Here is an 18,641-nt window from a genome sequence, read left to right as displayed (position 1 = left end):
ATTTTGTGATGAGCTCCTTACAAGCAATAGGCTACGTAAAACCTTAGATTACGTAAAACCTTTAAAACGAACAAGACCATTTGTTTTATCAAAGGTGAAACCAAAAAATTTAACTTCTTAGCGTTTCTTTTGTGTAAGCAAAATAAAGAGATGATAAAAATTAAGCTAGGTTTTTTTTATGCTTTAGATAAGGGCCAATTGGATGAATGTTAGAGAATAGAGCTTTATTTTGCTTCTACAAAATGACTCACTATCCTTTCACCTTCCTTAAAGGAACAAGGATTTTTCTCAATTACTTTTGGTCAAATGGCAAGCTGCTCTTCTGTTATCTACTTAGTTGTTCATATGCTTGGTTTTAGATTTGGATAAAATTTTTTACAAGTTAGACTAGAAAAGAGTAAGTTTTATCATGCCTTTACATGTATGATTGCTTTTTATTTCTTTATAAAGAATAAACAATTTTAAATAAACAACTTGCATGTTTTTTAGAAAATGCCTTTTTATCTTTAAAGGATTTTTTCTTAGTTTTAAAGATCCTAAAGGGTAGATTTTTTTATTTTTATCTCTAAGCTGGTGATCAATTTTTTCTCTCCAGTGTGAGGAAAAGCAATTTACCAATTTTTTTAAGAGGCATGAAAGACTTTGAAGTTGCTTGCTAATTTATTAAATGTCCCTCTCTTTAAACGCTTTAATCATAAAAAGTTGGCCTATGAATCCAAGAGAATTCCAAGCATTACTTAATCAAAAGATATTTACTTCGCCCGAAAAAGATAAGGCGTGGACTTTATACAAGAAAGAAAGCCCACAAAAAGCTCTTGCCTTCTTACAAACGATTGAAAATAAATTTGGCTCTATAAGAAGAAGCTTGCTTTTGCACCCTTTACCGGTTCCTTATAAAGTTTGGGGGGAGAATTATATTGAGGCAGAGACAATAGCGCAGATGGATAGAGCTGCTCGTCTACCTGTAGCGCTAGCAGGGGCTTTAATGCCTGATGCGCATCTAGGGTATGGTCTTCCTATCGGGGGAGTTTTGGCTACAGAAAATTCTGTTATTCCCTATGCCGTAGGGGTAGATATTGCTTGTAGGATGAAACTGACCATTTACCCTCTCCCGGCGCACGTTTTAGAAAATCCTACAAGCGTGGAATATAAACATCTTTATTCGGCTTTATTAGATAATACTGTATTTGGCGCAGGCGCTGCCGGCATTCACAAAGGTAAAATCGATCACCCAATATTAGAAAAATCCCAGTGGGAACTTACCTCATTGACACGTTCTTTAAGGCAAACGGCTATTTACCAAATTGGTACGAGCGGGGGAGGAAATCATTTCGTAGAATGGGGTGAGCTAAAAATTTTTGAGGCAGAAAATCCTTTTAAGCTTGCGGCGGGATCTTACCTGGCATTGCTCTCACACAGCGGCTCAAGAGGAGTGGGTTTTAAAATAGCTGATTATTATACTAAAATGGCCATGACCCAGCTGAAAGAATTGGACCATTCTGTTAAGCATTTAGCTTGGTTACGTTTAGATCATGATCTAGGTAGGGAGTATTGGGAAGCGATGCAGCTGGCAGGCCAATTTGCTTCTGCCAATCACCATGTTATTCACCAAAGAATAGCAGAGGCAGCAGGAATAACTCCCATTGCCACAGTAGAAAATCACCATAATTTCGCTTGGCGGGAAAAGATTCATGTGCAGGGAAAGGAAAAAGAGGCTATCGTCCATCGCAAAGGTTCAACACCTAGTGGAAAAGGTGTGTTAGGGATTATTCCAGGAACGATGGCTGATGCTGGCTATGTGGTTGTAGGTAAGGGCAATCCAGATTCATTAAACTCGGCTTCACATGGCAGTGGCCGGCAAATGGCGCGCACTAAAGCAAAAAAGACGATTTCTTTAGAGCAACATCTCAATTCTTTATTAAAGCAGGGCATAAATTTAATAGGTGGGGGATTAGACGAATCACCTCAAGCTTATAAACCTATCGAGGCAGTCATGGAAGAACAGAAAGACTTAGTTGAGGTGATAGGAAAATTCCAGCCAAGAATTGTACGCATGGCCGCTGAAGGTAGCTTAAGCTCACTATCTTCATTGCCTCAAGGAATTGTAGAAGGTGAGTAATGGTAAAGATCTACAAAAATCTCTAGGTAAAGCAAGAAAGTTTACCTTAAAAAATAAATAATTTTCTTAAAAAATAAGTTTTTGTATAAGGTGAACTCAAGAGAAAAATTTACCATTTAAGGATCTATACATGGAAGCTCCTCTTCAATCAAAACCTTTTTATGTGACCCCTGAGGGAAAAGAATTTAGCCAGTCTCACGTAAAGCTTAATATTAAAAAAGACAAAAAATGGGCTTACAAGCCTCATGCTGATTATCGTTTTGGCGATTCGCATTTATTTTATGCCTGCCGATCCAATCAAAAAGAAGCCACTTTATTCTTCCTAAAAAAGATGACGAATTGGGTTTTGTCTAGTCCTCCCGTCAATATAGACAATGAGTCCATTATTCACCTAGCTTGCCACAATGGAGATCTAGACATCTTGCGTAGCATGCTTGCGCATTGCCGTGGGTCACCGGGAATAAATAAAAAAAATGCTATGGGAAGAACTCCTTTAGCCATTTTAGCAGAAAAAGCTAATCGTTTAGGAGTTATGACTTTGCTTGTGCATGCTATTCGCACCTGGAAGTTTGATCCTACGGAAACGCATGATCCTTTAACAATAGCGATTAATATAGGTAGAGAGGACATTGCCGGGCTTTTTATTGCCTATGAAAAAAAATGGCAACATAACTCTTTTAAACGGCATTTAATAGAGCAACCAAACTTACAAAAATTATGGGATCATCCAGACACAGATCGCTGGGGATGTCTATTTAATAGCCTTCCTTCGATGATGACACGTATTCAAACTGTGATAGAAATGAATGACATTGAAGGCATAAAAGCTGCTATATCGCTTGATCATGAATTTAAATACGCCGGGTCCACTCCTAATCTTTTAAAAATAGCTCTCGGCTATAAAGATTCATCCCTGCTTCGTGTTTTAATCGAGCTGGGATTAGAAAAAGCTAAATTTAAGAAAGAAACTTTTATGCTCCATGCTGCTGCTAAATGGTGTGATTATGAGCTAATCCAACGCATCAGCCAAAAATATGCAGAGAAGGGAAAGCTACAGAAAGTTTTGCAGACATATGATAGTAGGGGAGAGACACCTTTATATAAACTATGCGAGGAGCTGGCTAAAGAAGATGGTTTATCCGCAGCTGCAGAAGAGACCCTTAAATTTTTTTTAGATAATGGAAGCTTTATACGTTTAGCCTCTAAAACAGGTTCGCTGCCTAAAGTTGTTTTAAAAGGTAAAAACTATGATTTAAGAAGATTCTTTAGAAAAAATGCCGGCAAAGATAAAGAGGAGTTTTCAAAAATTTCTTCCGAGGATCTTTATAAGATTAAAAGGGAAGAACTTTTAAAGATGGATTCTGTTGCCCACATAGAGAAAGAAGGGATTAATCAACTGCTTAAGGAAGCTTTAAAATTAAAAGACCAGGATTTTGTAAGCCATCTAGTTTTAATAGGAGCACAACCTGACCAAGAATGTTTCCTCATCGCTATTGATCATCAGCTTTTTTCAGTGGCGGAAGCGCTTTTAAATAATCGATACGGGGTTGTTCCTTTACCTGGTAGCCTCCCTAAGTTAGGCAAGGAGGGAAACTTTTTCATTAAGCACTGGTTAGAAAAGATAGGGGATGCTAGCCTGCGATTAAAAGAAGCTGAGTTCCAAGATCTGGGGATTGAAGAAGCAATTAAAGACGCTTCTTCCCTGCTCACTATTCCTCAAAAAATTATGTATGCCGTGCGCTATCAATCTTCTTCAGTGCTAACCACTTTATTAAAGAGTTCTCCTCGTACACTTACCACTCTTTCACCTTTACAATTACAAGAAGTATGGAGTGTTGCCTGTAGTCGCTCAGTAGATGTCGTCCAAGCTTTAATAAAGGAAGGATTGGATCTTACCTTAAAGGATGAAGAAGATAATGGTGGCTTGCATCTGGCTGCCAAAGCTCTTAATGTTGAGATTTTAAAGTACTTTATCCAACAAAAAATGGATGTCAACGCTCTTAATAAAAGCGGCCTGACCCCCTTACAGCTGGTACAGGGAAAAGATTGTGATATAGATGAACTTATTTCTTGTATTCAAGTGCTTCTGCAAGCAGAAGCACAAGGTCTTTCATCAGGGCAGCTTGAACTAATCTGGAATAAAGCTAAAAATTTAAAAGATGAAGCCTATCTCCTTGACTTATTCCACAAGATGCCCAACCAGGTGATTTGGCATTGTTTTGGATCGGGTGGTTGTGACACCCTTCAATGGCTTTTATCGAAGAGCAAGGTCCCTATCACCTTTACAGCTGAGGAAACTGATCAATTATTAAAATTTGCTTGTTACAATGACGATTGCTTGCGAGTTATCCATGAGCAAAAATGGGTGGACTTGAATAGGATGGATGCTTCAAAAAATACAATCTTTCATAAGGCTGCTGAGCGTCGAGCTTTAGAGGTAATGAAGTGTTTGTCCTCTCGGAAAATAAGTAATATTAATGTAATAAATGCTAACCAATTAGCAGCAATAGATATCTTAGTTAAAGGAGAAGCTACTTCTAAGCTATGCAACACTATTCTTCATTTGGTTGAACAGGGAGCAATCGTACAGAAACCGGCGACTATACAAGCAATATGGAAAAGTTTTATCTTAAAACAACCTTCCCAGCTTTACAAACTATATGAGAGAAAAATCTTGGCACCTCTTAACGAAGAGGGAGATACTCCTATTCACTTTGCTACGCATTCTGCAGGACCTGAAATTCTTCGCGAGCTCATCAGTTATCAATATTGGCCTGTTGATCATCCAAATGAGTATGGCTCCACGGCGCTAGACTTAATATTTCATCAAAATTGGTGCCGAATAAAGCAGGAGACTTTTGAAAAGATTTTTCTTTTATTAAAAGCGGGTGCCAAAGTAACGCAGGCAAAATCTCACGGTGGATGGCCTCTTCCTGCTATCTTTGATAAATTATGGACCGATAATTTTAATGAGCAGAGTAAATATTGGGATGGACAAAAGAATTGGGGCGTAAATAGTAAGGATTCCTCTAGCTTACAAAATGCGGTAAAAATTTTCTGGGAAGATAGAAAAGGAATGGTTGATTCACTTATCAACCTTTATGCAGGAGATAAGGGAAATATTCAAGCCCTTTTGTACTATATGGATAACCACTATTGGGAAGAATACTATTATTATTATAGTGGCGGAGGGTATGTGAAGCAAAATATAGCTTATGTAGGCACAGTAGAGAAAATTCTTCCTCCTAGTAAGAACATAGCTCATCGTAAGCATTCTATCAAAGATACCTTACCTGAAATTTACAAGGATTTAAAGAAGATGATCTAAAGTTTAGAAAAGGATACAGAGGGCTCTGTAGTCTTTTCTATAATGATCTCTTTATCAGCCCTTTATAGGAAAACATTAACGGCTAGAGAAGCAAAAAGCTAACGGCCTCTTAAGTTTTTTACGTTTCCTAAGGGTAAAAAATTATAAAAGCTTGAACAGCTATAGAAGAGAATTAATAATAAGAAAGGACGCTATTAATAAACAGTCCTTAGGTGGACCACAGGGAGGAATTTCATCGCTTGGCGTCTTTTTAGTTTAAGTTTTTGGTTCAGTGGATTATACGCTTTTGAGCTACTTCTTATATAACCCTGTCCTTCATAAAATCCTTCTCATTAATTAGAGAGACATCTTTCAGCGGGAGGGTTATGTAGATAAGTTTTTTAAACGTATCAGTCCTGTCCTAAATAGTATCTAAGCTGACAAACATGAATTAACTGACAGAAATAGTACCTGCCAGGTAACTTATGTTTGTCAGGTCAAGTACTGTTTAGGACAAATTATATAACGGTAAAAACAGACCCCTGTTTTTAAAAAATTTTAAATAAGAACATTTGTCATTAACTGGCATTTAACTCAATCTTTTTTCTGATTAATATTTTTTATCAACACCTTCATTTATTGTTTTCCGCTTATATTGTTCAATAATCTTTTTATATTCATTGACTAAGTGAGAAGTCCTACCCACCGAAAAAGCTGCTTCTTCTGTAGACATACCTTTTTGTTTGCATAGCAATATTTGCTTGAAAGTGGATATATACCTTTGTATCGCCGGTAAAAAGGGCTTTGTTTCTCTACTCACTTGCTGAACAGTTTTTTGCTCGATAAAGAGCTTTTTAATGATCATTTGTTTTGTGAGTTAAAGTAGGGCCTATATCATGGATAGATCCTCTTCTTGGAAGAACCTCGCGGTTTTCTAATTCCTACTCCTTGATATATTTGCCTACACTTTGTGGCGATATTTTTAAAAAAATAGCTAATTATGCATGGGTTAAGCAACCTTCTTGATCAAAAGCTTGCTTGCACATCCGCGCCACAGCTTCTTTTTTTATAGCCTTTAATTTTTTCCCTTTGGCTCTTTCCATAGCATCTTGCAAGCTTACCAAGCAAAAATAAAAAAGAGATCTGCCTACTTAGTTCGACCTGAATTAACCTTAAAAATTTCTTCATTGCATCCATTTTAGAAAGAAAAATTATGAATTTTCTTTTAGACCTAAGCTAAAAAACTGCAAATCCAAGAATTTTTGTTGATGAGTATGAAAATTGGCTAAAAATTAAGAGTTTTAGAGCAGGAGGTAGCCTTCAAGATAGAGCATTAAAGCAATTTAAAGAAGAAAACGAGTTTTTTTAGCCTGAATAAAGACGCTTGGGAGAATTTTGAGCGATTAGCCAGTTGTAAATTAAACGCATGTTATGGCCAATTCCACATAGAATGGCGTTAAAACAATCTCCCAAACGGCCTTTAAGGTAATTGCGTCCCAGTTTGCCATCATTCTTCATATGGCCGATATGAGGTTCTATGGCTTGGCGCCTTTTAAGTTGGGACTTAATCCACTGTGTAAGGCCTTTTCTTTGCCCAGAAATAAATATGCTTTTGCCTTCTACCGTATGACCTCGATAACCTTTATCTACAAAAGCTACTTCGATGTTCTTGCCGCTATTATGTTGAGCTTTCTTAATAGCTTCTTCAAGCGTATGCCCATCGTACGGATTGCCATGAATGGCTCTAACATCTAAAGCTAACCCTTCTTGATGAGTGATGACTAGCGAAGTTTTGCAGCCAAATTCATATCTTTTTTCTACTTTACCTTTAGCAATACATTCCACATGGGGCTCATGCAAGCTATACACCTTAGGCGAATCGTTTCTTTTTTGGTTAAAAATACGTTTAATAGTGTCTAAAAGAAAAGAGCCTTCTTGATCTAACTTTTGTCCTTCTATCTTTCTCTCAAAATCCCGAATTACTCTTCCCAAATAAGTATGCAGCCTTTTTTCTTCCCTTTTAGCTCTTTTCATTTGACGAGCATGAGCATAACGAGCACGCATACACAAAGCTGTTTTTGCTAGCTTCTTATAGGTTTGTCGCAAAATGATTTTGTAATTATTGGCTATTTTTACAAGCGCCTGAATAGACTTAAAGTAAAGTTTTGCATCGGTAGGAAAAGCGATAGCTTTGGGCATCACCGTTGTATCGGCAATGACTTTTTTAAGGCTTTTTTTTTCACCGCGCCTGTCAAAACAGCTACTACAATCGTTTCTTGTAAGACTTTACTAAGTCCAGCTTCACCCAATCTATCTCTCCATTTAATTAAAGAAGTAGGATGGATAGGCAGCTCATGCTTGAAGTGATCATATCCACAAAAGTATTGCCAATAAGGATTTTCTACCCATCGATGCACCACATTTTCATCAGAAATTCCATACATGTGTTGCAAGATAAAGAGACCTACAACTAACCTTACAGGCTTAGCTGGCTGGCCTACATTTTCTACAAACAGCTTATCAAACTCTTCTTCCAGCTGCTTCCATTCAATCAACTTGGATAGCTGGACAAGAGGATGATTTTGGTTAAGTTCATTGCTAAAGCGGAATTTAAAAAGCAGGTCTTGTTGATTGTTTAGTTTATTTGGTTTCATAGTAAACTTTGCAAGAAATTAAGAGCTTTGTAATGATTTACTTGTAAAGAAAATATAGCATTTTTTGATAAAAAACTCTCCTAAAATATTATCTCAGGGCAAAAATACTTTAAATCATGTTGAACTAAATAATTTGTTTCATACCAATTTTTTAGATGCATGATAAGACAGCTTGGTAAGATAAAATAAGGGGAAGGTAAGGTAGCCTTTTAAGCATATTATTGAGGGCGCCAAAACACGCTGTATGCTAGCCCTTAAATTCAAATTAGCATTTCTAACAGAGCAAAAAGTTTTCTAAAGCTATAGAGGTGCTAGTCAAAACAAACAAGGCTTTATTTCCTAAAAGAAAAGGTAAAATGGGTCGATTGGCTAACTAAAGCATTCAAACTTACATCTCTGCATGTAATCAATTGCTCCTGCGTGGGCCTATCTCTCTATATAATTTTAAAATGCATTTCGCTTTTGAGGATTTCCTCCAGAAGCATGGCAAGTAGGCCCTGGTTGAAAGCATGGAGCTAGTGTGAATTTTCCATACTGCGCCCTTTCAATACTTGCATATAGTTTTCTACCATTATAAGGAGTAAATATTCCATATATGGCCGCTAATTCCAGGCCAACCAAAGCCACAGGGGTCATTACAACTCTTAATAAATCTTGCCCAGCATCTTTCAATCTTCCTGGAAAGGAATAGGGGTTTTCTGTTTGTTTGCCTGTCCAGAAGTGAGAAAAAGAAGCTAATTTCGCAACTCGATAAGCTGTATTTACTAAAGAGGCAAGCGAATGAACGATAGGCGTACCCAGAATTAGTAGAAAACATTTAAATCTAACAGAATTTTTAGGCTCATTCCAATATTTTTGGCCTGTACTTGCATCAATTAAATATTTTGGACCCCCATCCCTCCATTGTGCGCTGTTAAAAGCTGGTTTCCAACTATTGATTAATTGAAAATTTGCTAAAGTTACGCTAGCCATTTATTATTCTCTTGTTGCTTAATAGTTAACTTATTGTTGTATAAATGATATAATAGTTAAAGTTATTAATAAATGATTTTTTTTATATACAATATATTTGTTTCTTTTAAATAGATAAAAAAATAGTGGCCTACCTTAAGGCGTTGTTGCGTAAGCGGTCAAGGGGGATAAAAATGCTTAAAATCTTGATGCTCAGAAGATAATGTAGATCAGGAAATGCAGTAAATAGGAAAAAGAGCTATTTGCAAGCATTTTTGGCTTTGCAGAGGTCCGCCGAATTCCATCTAAAGCTCGGCTTGCCCTGTGACCGCTTAAGTTGTTACGTAAATGATATTCTATGTATAGTACCTCATGTCCTTTGTATCCCATCTCATCGAATTTAAAAAAAGCATTAAAGAAAAAAACTTTATAAAATGCTCTTATAGATTTAAATTTCTCAACGGTTAATTACAAATGAAACATTTTTGCTCATACGTTAACAGAATAAAATGTAAGGGAGTGGCTCCTTGTTTACTGTTTACTTAAAAAACCTCTAAAGATTATTCATTACACTCATGGCTTATAAAGCTTTACACAGAAGGCTTAAGAGATCAATTCATTCAAATTTTTTTAAATTTAATCGATGAAATAATAACATGTGCTTATGATTCTGAAAGCCCTCTGCTTAGCTTAATCGCCCAAAAAAATTGATGAGTTAACTTGCAAGCTTACAGTAGGATGTGAAGTGGCATTAAGTTGTCCTCCTTTTCAATCACTCCCTTTGATATAGGCTAATCTTTTGCCTGAGCTATACTTAGCGTCTTTCTTGCAAGTATCTGCGTTACAATATTATAGGCCGTTAGAAACATAAGAAAAGGATAACATACCTTTAGAATAGGAATTAGAAAAGCAGAAATGCCTGCGAATTGCAGATTGGCTACAATGAATGTAGCAAGAAGGGTACCTATTAATGCTGTTTTGTAGCTAATTCTGTTCTGAAAAACTGTATGGCTAATAAAGTCTGCAAATGCATTCGAGAGAGCAATGGCGGTAGTCAGGCAAGCCAACGCAATGGTTGAGCATACCCAAATGCCTGCCGAAGGGCCTATTATCTTCATCGTAATGACTCCCAATAGCTGCTCGACGCTTTCTACTTTTAGTGTGGCGCTATGAAAAGAGGCAACATAACTAAAGCCTATATAAGTAATGGCTAAGAGAAAAGCACCTAGCGTACAAGATTTTAAGCCAATTTTCACTAGATTTTCTTGAGGATAAAAGGTAAGAGTGTTTTTTAAGGAATTAAAAATGATGGAAGAAAAGAACAAAGCTGCAAGCAAATCCATGGTATTATAACCTTCTTTTAGCCCTTCTAAAAACACTGTTAAAGAGTGCTGCTTTTGAGGGGATAAGGAAGACATTTCAGCAGTTAGCAGCCCTTTAATGATAATATAAGCTAAAGACCCTAATAATAGAGGCGTTAAAACCCATCCTAACCATTCCATGATATATCTTTTTTGATAAGTAAAGAAAAAGATAAGCCCACAGGCAAGCGCGTTAAATGCTACAGGAGAGAAATCTCCTACAGACATTTTTATTGTAGAGGAGGCTAGAGCAATGCAACGGGGCAGTGAACCTAAAGGTCCTAATAAGGTAATGATAAATAAAGCTATTAAAAACCCTGGAAACTTTCCTAAAACTGCAAAATAACGTTTATGATCTCCCTCGAAAAGGAGCATGGCGAATAATCCCCCAAAAGGTACAACCACAGCCGTGATTAGTAAACCTAAAATGGCGAAAAATGTTTTGTCTTGAGCATAATGGCCGATAGCAAGCGGAAAGATCACATTGCCTGCGCCGAAAAACATGGAAAACATCGCAAGGCCTGTCGCTATAGTTTTAAGATGAAGAGATATTCTCACCGTTTTAGCTCCCTATAAAATGGTCCCTCTATGAAATAATTAAAGGGATATGATTTTTTATTATTTTTTCGATCGACAATAAAGATAGATAAGAAAAGTTAGATGTGCGCGCAGCGCACCACTAAGACACTCGATAAAAATAGTTTAGTAGAAACCAAACAAGATAAGAGAAGATTTTTCATAAAAGTAATGATAGTTGTTAATAAGCTATTAAGTCAAGCAATATTTATGCTCTTTCATTATCTTTGTTTTTCTAAAGTGTTGCTGTTTAAAGGATCGTATAAAAGAGGAGTAAAATATAGGCATGATTCTCTTAAGCTTGCTGTAAGAGCAGATAGGAGTGCAAATGCTGGAAGGAAACTACTGGGAGGAAGGGCTAGCCTGAGCCCATGGATGGCGAGAAATTTAAGGAAAAATGAAATATTATCTATAACTTATTTGCTAAAAATATTAAATAAAAAAGCAAGTATAGCCTGCTCCAGGCTAAAGGCAAAGAGAGCAGTAATATAAAAAGTATTTTATTCCTATCGCAGAGAAAGGCTAGCATACGGCCTTGCCACCCATTCTCTTAAATAAGCTGGTCCAAACCCGCTATGAATAAAGAGGCGCAATGTTTTGCTAACTTTAAAGATACAAAAGAGACTCATTTAGCATACAAACGGCTTTTTTAATCTATCTATAGCTAACATAATATTATTGCGTGCTCCAAAAGCTGTAAAACGTATAAATCCTTCTCCTGAGGGGCCAAAGCCTGAGCCAGGTGTGGTAATGATATGATAGTTTTCAAGTAAAGCTTGAAAAACCTCCCAAGATTTGCGATTTTTAAACCGTACCCACAGGTAAGGGGCGTTAGTCCCGCCATACACTTCCCACCCTTGCTGCTCAAGAGCTGTTTTGATGAGCTGAGCATTTTCCAGGTAAAGCTGGCAGGTTTTCTTCACTTCTTGGAGACCTCTATCTTCAAGAACGGCCATCCCCCCGCGCTGAGCTATATTAGAGGCCCCATTGAAAATAGTAGTGGTCAGTCGTTGCCAATCTACATTTACTGGGGTCCCATCTTCATATTTTAAGGCTTGCGGAATGATGGTCCAGCCAAGGCGTACCCCGGTGAAGCCTGCAAGCTTAGAAAAAGAGCTTACTTCGATGGCCACTTCTTTTGCGCCTGGGATTTCAAAAATAGATTTGGGTAAAGAAGAGTCTTGTATAAAGTTGGCATAGGCAGAATCAAATAAGATAATCGTTTGATTGCTTTTTGCAAAGTCAGCTAATCTGGTTAATTGATCTTTTGTAGCCACAGCTCCTGTAGGGTTATTGGGGGAACAAAAGTAAATGATGTCTGTGCGAGGCGTTCTTTCTAAGTCGGGAAAAAAATTATTCTCAGGAGTACAAGGCATGTAAACAATATTGCTTACTCCTTGGATAATACTGCCATCTACATAAACAGGATAAGCTGGATCTTGAATAGCTACCGATACATGTTTTCCTAAAAGCATCTGAAGGCGGCCTATATCGCACTTGGCGCCATCAGAAACAAATACTTCTGAAGAGGCAATGCGATTAAAATAAAGTTGGGAAGCAATACGTTCGCGAAGCTCATTAAGTCCTTGCTCAGGCCCATAGCCACTATAACCTTGAATGGTTCCCAATTTTATAGCTTCTTGGGACATGGCATGGGCAATAGAAGAAGGAATGGGCTCTGTTGTATCACCAATTCCTAGGCTGATCACCTCTGCTTGAGGATGATCAGAAATAAATTTAAGCTTACGTTTCTGGATTTCAGGAAATAAATATCCGTTACTAAGCTTTGCTAAATTAGCGTTTCTTTTTATCATATCGTCAGCTTCTTATATAACCTTGTTGATAGATTAGCTCGGCAGTTAAGATTCCACCGCCAGCTGCTCCTCGGATCGTGTTGTGAGAAAGAGCTGTAAAACGGTAATGGAAAAGAGGGCATTCTCTTAAGCGTCCCACTACTACAGACATTCCATTGCCTTCAAGTCTATCTAAACGCGGCTGAGGCCGATCTTTCTCATCATGATAAACAAGAGGACAAAGGGGAGCAGAGGGTAGATGAAGCTCCTGAGGGGCCCCTTTAAAAGCCTGCCAAGCTTGTAAAATATCTTCTAAGGAGGGTTTAGTAGCAAATTCTACTGCAACGCATGCCATATGGCCATCTAATACTGGAACGCGATTACAGGTTATAGAGAGCGAAATACCTAAAGCATTGACAATCTTATCCTCTTGAATGTTTCCCCAGATTTTTAAAGGCTCACTTTCAGATTTTTGTTCTTCACCTTCAATATAAGGAATAATATTATCTTGGATAGCATAAGATGGGACCCCTGGGTATCCAGCTCCGCTTACGGCTTGCAGGGTAGTCACCATTAGTTTTTTAACCTGAAACTTTTGATGTAAAGGTTGTAAAGGAATCATATAGCTTTGAAGAGAGCAATTCGGTTTGACAACAATGCAGCCTTGCCCCCAACCTCGATTCTTTTGCTGTTTTCTAATCATGCTTAGATGATGAGCATTGATTTCCGGGATTAGAATGGGAACATCAGGAGTGTTACGGTGATAAGAAGCATTAGACATAACCGGCAAGCCAGCCACCGCATAACTTTCTTCATATAGCTTAGCAATAGGGGAGTCCACAGCTGAAAAGACGAGGCTACAGTCGCGTTTGCATTGCTCAATATTTTCTATAGAATAGACGGGAAGCTTTCCGTGTGTTTCGCTAAGAGGCGTATTAGGAAGCCAGCGGTTCTGAACTGCTTCTGCATAGCTTTTACCAGCCGATTGCTTGGATGAAGCTAGGAAAACCACTTCGAACCAGGGGTGCTTAGACAGTAATTGTAGATATTGCTGGCCAACCATACCTGTTGCACCTAAAATGCCTACAGGAATTTTTTTCATATAAGTTTTCCTAAAGTGAATAGGAGAAATTATAAACAATAGGGCTATTTTTAGAAATATGAGAATAGGCTTTTTTGGTCACAAGACTATATTTAAATTAGATGAGTAAAGAAGTGAATTTCAATGAATTTCTCTCCTTCGTCGTAAGCCATCAAAAAGGAGGGGTTAATTAAGGCCTTGATGCTAAGAAAATAATGTTAATCAGAAAGTCCAATAAATAGAAAAGACAGCTATTTGCAAGCATTTTTTATTTTGCAGATGTTCTCAGAAACCCTTAAGCTGGGTCTACCTCGTGGTCGCTTACCCCTCGTCTAGGTCTAGTGTTCCTTGTAAATTAACTAAGTAACATAAGCAAACATGTTCATGTTTTAGACTTGAAAGTAAGAGTTTACTTATCTTTAGGCAATTTTGCTATTGAAAAACAAGGTTAAAAAATAAAAAAAATTTGAAATGCCTCAGACAGATAATAGAACGGCTTTTCTAATTTACAGATTCTAACCTATTTCACCCTCAAGTGCCAAAACTGATGCTTACTAATAGGATCTGTATGTGGGATATCAGCATGATTGTTAAGAAAAAGTAGTTGACAAGGACCGAAAAAAATAATTAGCCTATTTATTAAATTTTACTACAAACCTAAATTTTAAGCTATTAAGGCTGGCAATATGAGCTCTCCCATCTATCTTCAAGGCGATCCCTCTACTATTCCACCGGTAGATTTACCTCATCCTTCTTTAGTTGTGCAAAGTGTGGCTGAAGAAAGCAGCCTTACGGATTCATTAGCGAAAAAAAGTGAAGCCGACGAATTCTTAGATTCCCGATTAGTTGTAAATACGGAAGTTTTAATCGATGATGCCCCTATCCCTTTATTTGACCTGTGTATTTTTGAGCAGGCTCAAGGAGAGAAAAGAAAAGAGCTTATCAAGCAATTCGGCGATGGACTTAAGAATATAGGGTTTGTGGCATTTAAGGTGGAAGCCCTACAGCCTTTAATTGAAGCTGCCTACCTTGAGATGGAAAAATACTTTAATCAGCCTCTAGAAGATAAAATGAGAGATTGCCAGGAAGACCCTTCCATAGGCTTTTCTCCCCAAGGGCGAGAGACAGCTGCAGGAGCTTGCCATCCCGATCTTAAAGAGACCTTTTCTATCCCTCCCCATTTTAAGGAGTGGCCTGCGAATCGCTCAAAATTTCAAGAGATAATGTCTCTTTACCATCAGCAATTTACCAAGTTGGCCACTTTGTTCATGGGATATCTAGCTGAGTATTTAAATGAGCCATCAAAAAATATCCTTACGCCTGCTAGGAGTGGAAATCATTTATTGCGGTTAGTTCATTATCCTGCCCTCAAAGCTGAAGATGATCCTCAAGCAGTGTGGGCGAGTGCGCACAAAGACCTGAATGTCTTAACTTTATTTCCTTCTTCTAAAGTCCCTGGATTACAAGTCATGACCCAAGAAGGAGAATGGAAGCATGTGAATATTCCTAAAGGTTATATCCTGATCAATACGGGAGAACAGTTATACTATAAAACTGCTGGATTGATGCGCGCACCTCGCCATCAAGTTATCAATCCAGGAGGTCTATATGCGCGGCAGCGACGTTTTGCTAGTAGCTTTTTTTTCTCCTGGCCTGCTAATTTTTCTTTAACACCCTTTGTAGGCTGTTTAAATCAAGTGATAGCTGATATGCCTGAGGTAGAAAAAGAAGAATATATGAAAGGTTTTCCTGAGATGACTGTCCAAGAATGCTTGGAAGTACGCCTGATAGAAATGCGTATTATTCTTGAGCCTTCGGAGGAGCTAGTCAAAAATTTACGCCAAAAAGGACTGTTAAAAATGCCTCCTCACGAGCTTATTGCCCTTTATCCTTCCATTTTTTCAGATGAACAAAAAGAGACTTAATCATTCAAGTTTAAAAGATAAAAAAAAGAAAAAGCTAATTTACACAAGTTTATGAGTAAAAACAGGAAAATAAGTTGTTTGCTCCTCTTATTTCCTTTTAGTTTTTCTTAAAAAATTTGTTTTAATTTTTCAAAGCTGCTTTTTTAAGCCAGTGAGAAGATGAGCTAAAACAACGCTGTTTAAAAAAATCTAGCGAAATCCATTATTGTTGGGAGGAAAGGCCTTTATTCGACGATACAAAAGCCTTCTTCATAAATAGGACCAGTTTTGCCAATTTTTAATTTATTCTGAAAAAATTCGCGATAAACTTTCAATCCTTGTTGGGCATTTTGGATGCAGTAAAAGCAATTAGTAATCCACTCAGAGCCCTTGATCGTGCCGGTGTTGTAATTTAATTGAAAGCGGCTGGTGATTTTTTGCTTCCAATAAGCGGGTTCTCCAAATAACAACACAGGATTTGAAGGAACTGAACCGACTTTTCGGCGCACTTCCTCTAAGGAATATTCAAAATCTGTGCCAATTCCACCTTCTAAAAAGATAGGAAAATCGAGATTAAATTCTGCTTGGCGCTCCACAAGTTTATCTAAGCGATAAGTCATTTTAGCGTCTATATAAGGATTTTGCCGCTGTTCATTGACCACTGTCTGAGGGCCTGCTCTAAAATCTACTATATTAGCACAAGAAAGCATCTGGTATTCTTGTGCGACACGATTTCCTACCTCCATAGCCCCAGGCCCGCCGCCCGTAATTAAAGCAAGAGGTGTATCTTTTTTTAGCAAAGGATGATTCATTTCTTGGCGCATCTCTATGACGCCTTTTAGAAGTTTTCTTAGCTCAGTTTCAAAATTTCCTTCGAGTAGGTTAGAGCCATAAATGCCGAATACTGTAGAATTTAGAAAAGCTTCGATTTTTCCCAGAGGAACGAAGAGTCCCGAGTCATAGCCAGGCTTTTGCACGAATTGTAGAACCTTATGGCTAGTTTCATCTACCCAAAACACAGGGATGGCAAACTTGTCCAGGTCATGTAAAAGAGCACGATCTTCTGCAGAGAAAAAGCCTAGATGTGATTGGGAGGCATATTGAAAATATATCCCTTTAAGGCATCTTTGCACTTGATCGCTTAATAGCATACGCTTCATGAAAGGAGAGGGAAAATAACGGGTAAGGAGGATACCTTGGCTCGTAATACTAGAATCATCGATAGCTTTTAAAAAGGGATAAGAGGGCTGCTGCTCAATGAAACGTTCGACCATGAGTGCTTTCCTAGTTCCATGGCCCCATTTGGGAAATTCTTGAAAACGTGACGTGCGCGTAATCCAGGCTTCCGGTTTTAGATTGAGAAATTGCTCTCCTTTTACCACAAACACTGCCGCACGATTTTCTATAGGCTCAGGTGCTGTTTTAAAAGCTTCAAAAAGCACGCTAGTATCTTCTAGACAAGCCTGTAATTGATCGCGATCAGAAAAATATACATGCTCACGATAAGGTTCTAAAGTATAAAATTCTAGAGGAATATCGGTAATCTCTCTTTGGCTACTGCCATACAGCTCATAGATGTCACCTGAAGCATAGGTATCAGGTTGGAGAACCGAAGCTGTCGTGTGCTGGACTTCCGTAGAAAGAAGTTCTTGGGCTACATGGCCGAAAACTGTTCTAATATGTAAGGGTAAAGTACGAACAAGTAAAAGCTCATTTTTGTTTACCTCTCGGGGCTGATCTAGCTCCCATTCTTGGTGAAGTTTTAAGATTTCCCGCATACTAAGCGAGGATGTTAATGCTTTTGCGACGGTAGGAAGGAAACCATGAATGGTCGAGGCATATCCACCTCGCCCTTTTAGTAAGGATAGGTAGGCTACCGTCCGCCCATCTACTTTATCGAGGATTAAATTATCACTTCCATGTAATCCTCCTAGCGAAAGTAGAGGCCTTCCCCATCGATCAGAGCGCCCAAACATGCGAAAGAGATAATCAGGATCACGCACGCGACGGCGCTCATCCGCAGCAAAAAGGCGACCAATTGCTGCTCCCACTTCAATGTGTTTAAGCATTTCCGCACCTACCCTTCCTAGGGCGGAAAGATGAACTTTAACTTCAGCACAGCTATTTTGCTTATCTAATTGATATTCAATGCCTATGCCATTCACTCCTAATTGTGCCAGCGTGCTTTTGATATTAAAGAAAAGATGATTTAAATCTATCTCAAATCCAACAAAGAGTGAAGGTATTTGACTAATAAAAACTGTTGCTATTCTAGTGTTTTCATGGATAGGCCCTAAATGTGTAATTATGCCATCCGGAGTGACTAAATCTAAATATTTTGTTTCGAGAAATAATTGGCTATTCATACATCTCCTAGCAGAAGGCTGATCATATGAACCTGTCTAAAATTAGTCAATCTCACAGCTTCTATAAAAAATTGCGAGCAAATGCTAAAAAAATTTTAGAGCGCGAAAGATAGAGCAGAAAGGAGGCTAAAATTTTTAAGTACGTTCTTTGTACGCCAATTTACATAAATGCTTTACTTTTAGCACCATTTTTTGTGAATAGACCTCTTTCGAAACTCACGTATTTAATTCCCAGTTATAGATTGCTGCAATCAAGTTGAAGCGAAGTGCAAATCTTTTACGTCTATTTCTGTAGCGATCTGCTATAATTTTAAATCGCTTAAGGAGGCCAATGACGTTTTCATTGGCAACTCTTTCTCTGGATAAACTTTGATTTGTTCTTTTATCCTCTTGAGTTAAAGGCTTCTTCTTACTTTTTTTCTTGGGCATTTGGGTTTGGGCATGCAGCTTTTTTAATCCTTGATATCCTGAATCGGTTAACACTCTTATTTGTGGATGGATTTTAACTTGGGATTCTTTGAATAGCCTA

The 18,641-nt window shown here is 38.0% G+C and carries 12 protein-coding genes and 1 pseudogene; 3 read left to right on the top strand and 10 right to left on the bottom strand.

What is annotated here, in order from left to right:
- Nucleotides 1-709 precede the first annotated feature (709 nt).
- Together NEOC65_RS06410 and NEOC65_RS06405 are read left to right on the top strand one after the other, a co-directional pair.
- Entirely contained in the window at nt 710-2,119 is a 1,410-nt protein-coding gene (locus NEOC65_RS06410) for an RtcB family protein (protein ID WP_213151852.1), read from the top strand.
- Between the two features lie 130 nt (nt 2,120-2,249).
- A complete protein-coding gene (locus tag NEOC65_RS06405; protein WP_213156083.1) occupies nt 2,250-5,447 on the top strand; it encodes an ankyrin repeat domain-containing protein in 3,198 nt (1,065 codons plus the stop codon).
- 589 nt (nt 5,448-6,036) lie between these two features.
- Here NEOC65_RS06405 and NEOC65_RS06400 read toward each other — a convergent pair.
- The 8 genes and pseudogenes from NEOC65_RS06400 to asd form a co-directional block, all read right to left on the bottom strand.
- Entirely contained in the window at nt 6,037-6,291 is a 255-nt protein-coding gene (locus NEOC65_RS06400) for a DUF1670 domain-containing protein (protein WP_213151854.1), read from the bottom strand.
- Nucleotides 6,281-6,334, bottom strand: a pseudogene (locus tag NEOC65_RS09805) (hypothetical protein); the annotation flags it as partial. The pseudogene NEOC65_RS09805 and the gene NEOC65_RS06400, both read right to left, overlap by 11 nt.
- Before the next feature lie 457 nt (nt 6,335-6,791).
- The gene (locus NEOC65_RS06390; RefSeq protein WP_249299098.1) at nt 6,792-7,625 is read right to left on the bottom strand and encodes an IS5 family transposase; all 834 of its coding nucleotides are present in this window, start codon (nt 7,623-7,625) and stop codon (nt 6,792-6,794) included.
- Nucleotides 7,625-8,080: a transposase gene (locus NEOC65_RS06385; protein ID WP_213155854.1), complete on the bottom strand. Its 456-nt coding sequence runs from the start codon at nt 8,078-8,080 to the stop codon at nt 7,625-7,627. Before NEOC65_RS06385 ends, NEOC65_RS06390 begins: the two co-directional genes overlap by 1 nt.
- Nucleotides 8,081-8,524: 444 nt before the next feature.
- Nucleotides 8,525-9,052, bottom strand: a complete 528-nt coding sequence (locus tag NEOC65_RS06380) for a hypothetical protein (protein ID WP_213156081.1) — start codon at nt 9,050-9,052, stop codon at nt 8,525-8,527.
- A gap of 770 nt (nt 9,053-9,822) precedes the next feature.
- Nucleotides 9,823-10,950 carry a branched-chain amino acid transport system II carrier protein gene (locus NEOC65_RS06375; RefSeq protein ID WP_213156080.1) on the bottom strand — a complete coding sequence of 376 codons (1,128 nt, stop codon included), beginning with the start codon at nt 10,948-10,950 and terminating at the stop codon, nt 9,823-9,825.
- A 647-nt stretch (nt 10,951-11,597) separates the two neighbouring features.
- Nucleotides 11,598-12,782 (bottom strand): LL-diaminopimelate aminotransferase, encoded by a 1,185-nt coding sequence (locus NEOC65_RS06370; RefSeq protein WP_213156079.1) that lies wholly within the window; start codon nt 12,780-12,782, stop codon nt 11,598-11,600.
- A gap of 4 nt (nt 12,783-12,786) precedes the next feature.
- Nucleotides 12,787-13,863 (bottom strand): aspartate-semialdehyde dehydrogenase, encoded by a 1,077-nt coding sequence (gene asd / locus NEOC65_RS06365; RefSeq protein WP_213156078.1) that lies wholly within the window; start codon nt 13,861-13,863, stop codon nt 12,787-12,789.
- Between the two features lie 665 nt (nt 13,864-14,528).
- Between asd and NEOC65_RS06360 the strand changes: the two genes are divergently transcribed.
- Nucleotides 14,529-15,767, top strand: coding sequence for a 2-oxoglutarate and iron-dependent oxygenase domain-containing protein (locus NEOC65_RS06360; RefSeq protein WP_213156077.1), 1,239 nt, complete (start codon nt 14,529-14,531; stop codon nt 15,765-15,767).
- A 224-nt stretch (nt 15,768-15,991) separates the two neighbouring features.
- Here NEOC65_RS06360 and NEOC65_RS06355 read toward each other — a convergent pair whose 3' ends face one another.
- Nucleotides 15,992-18,112 (bottom strand): LOG family protein, encoded by a 2,121-nt coding sequence (locus NEOC65_RS06355; protein ID WP_213152467.1) that lies wholly within the window; start codon nt 18,110-18,112, stop codon nt 15,992-15,994.
- Nucleotides 18,113-18,328: 216 nt separating this feature from the next.
- On the bottom strand, nt 18,329-18,641 hold a 313-nt coding region (locus NEOC65_RS06350), incomplete at its 5' end, for a transposase family protein (protein ID WP_213156076.1).

Source organism: Neochlamydia sp. AcF65 (assembly GCF_018342435.1).
Classification (GTDB): domain Bacteria; phylum Chlamydiota; class Chlamydiia; order Chlamydiales; family Parachlamydiaceae; genus Neochlamydia.
The sequence above is the reverse complement of the archived record's forward strand: the minus strand, read 5'-3'. Positions and strand labels throughout refer to the sequence as shown.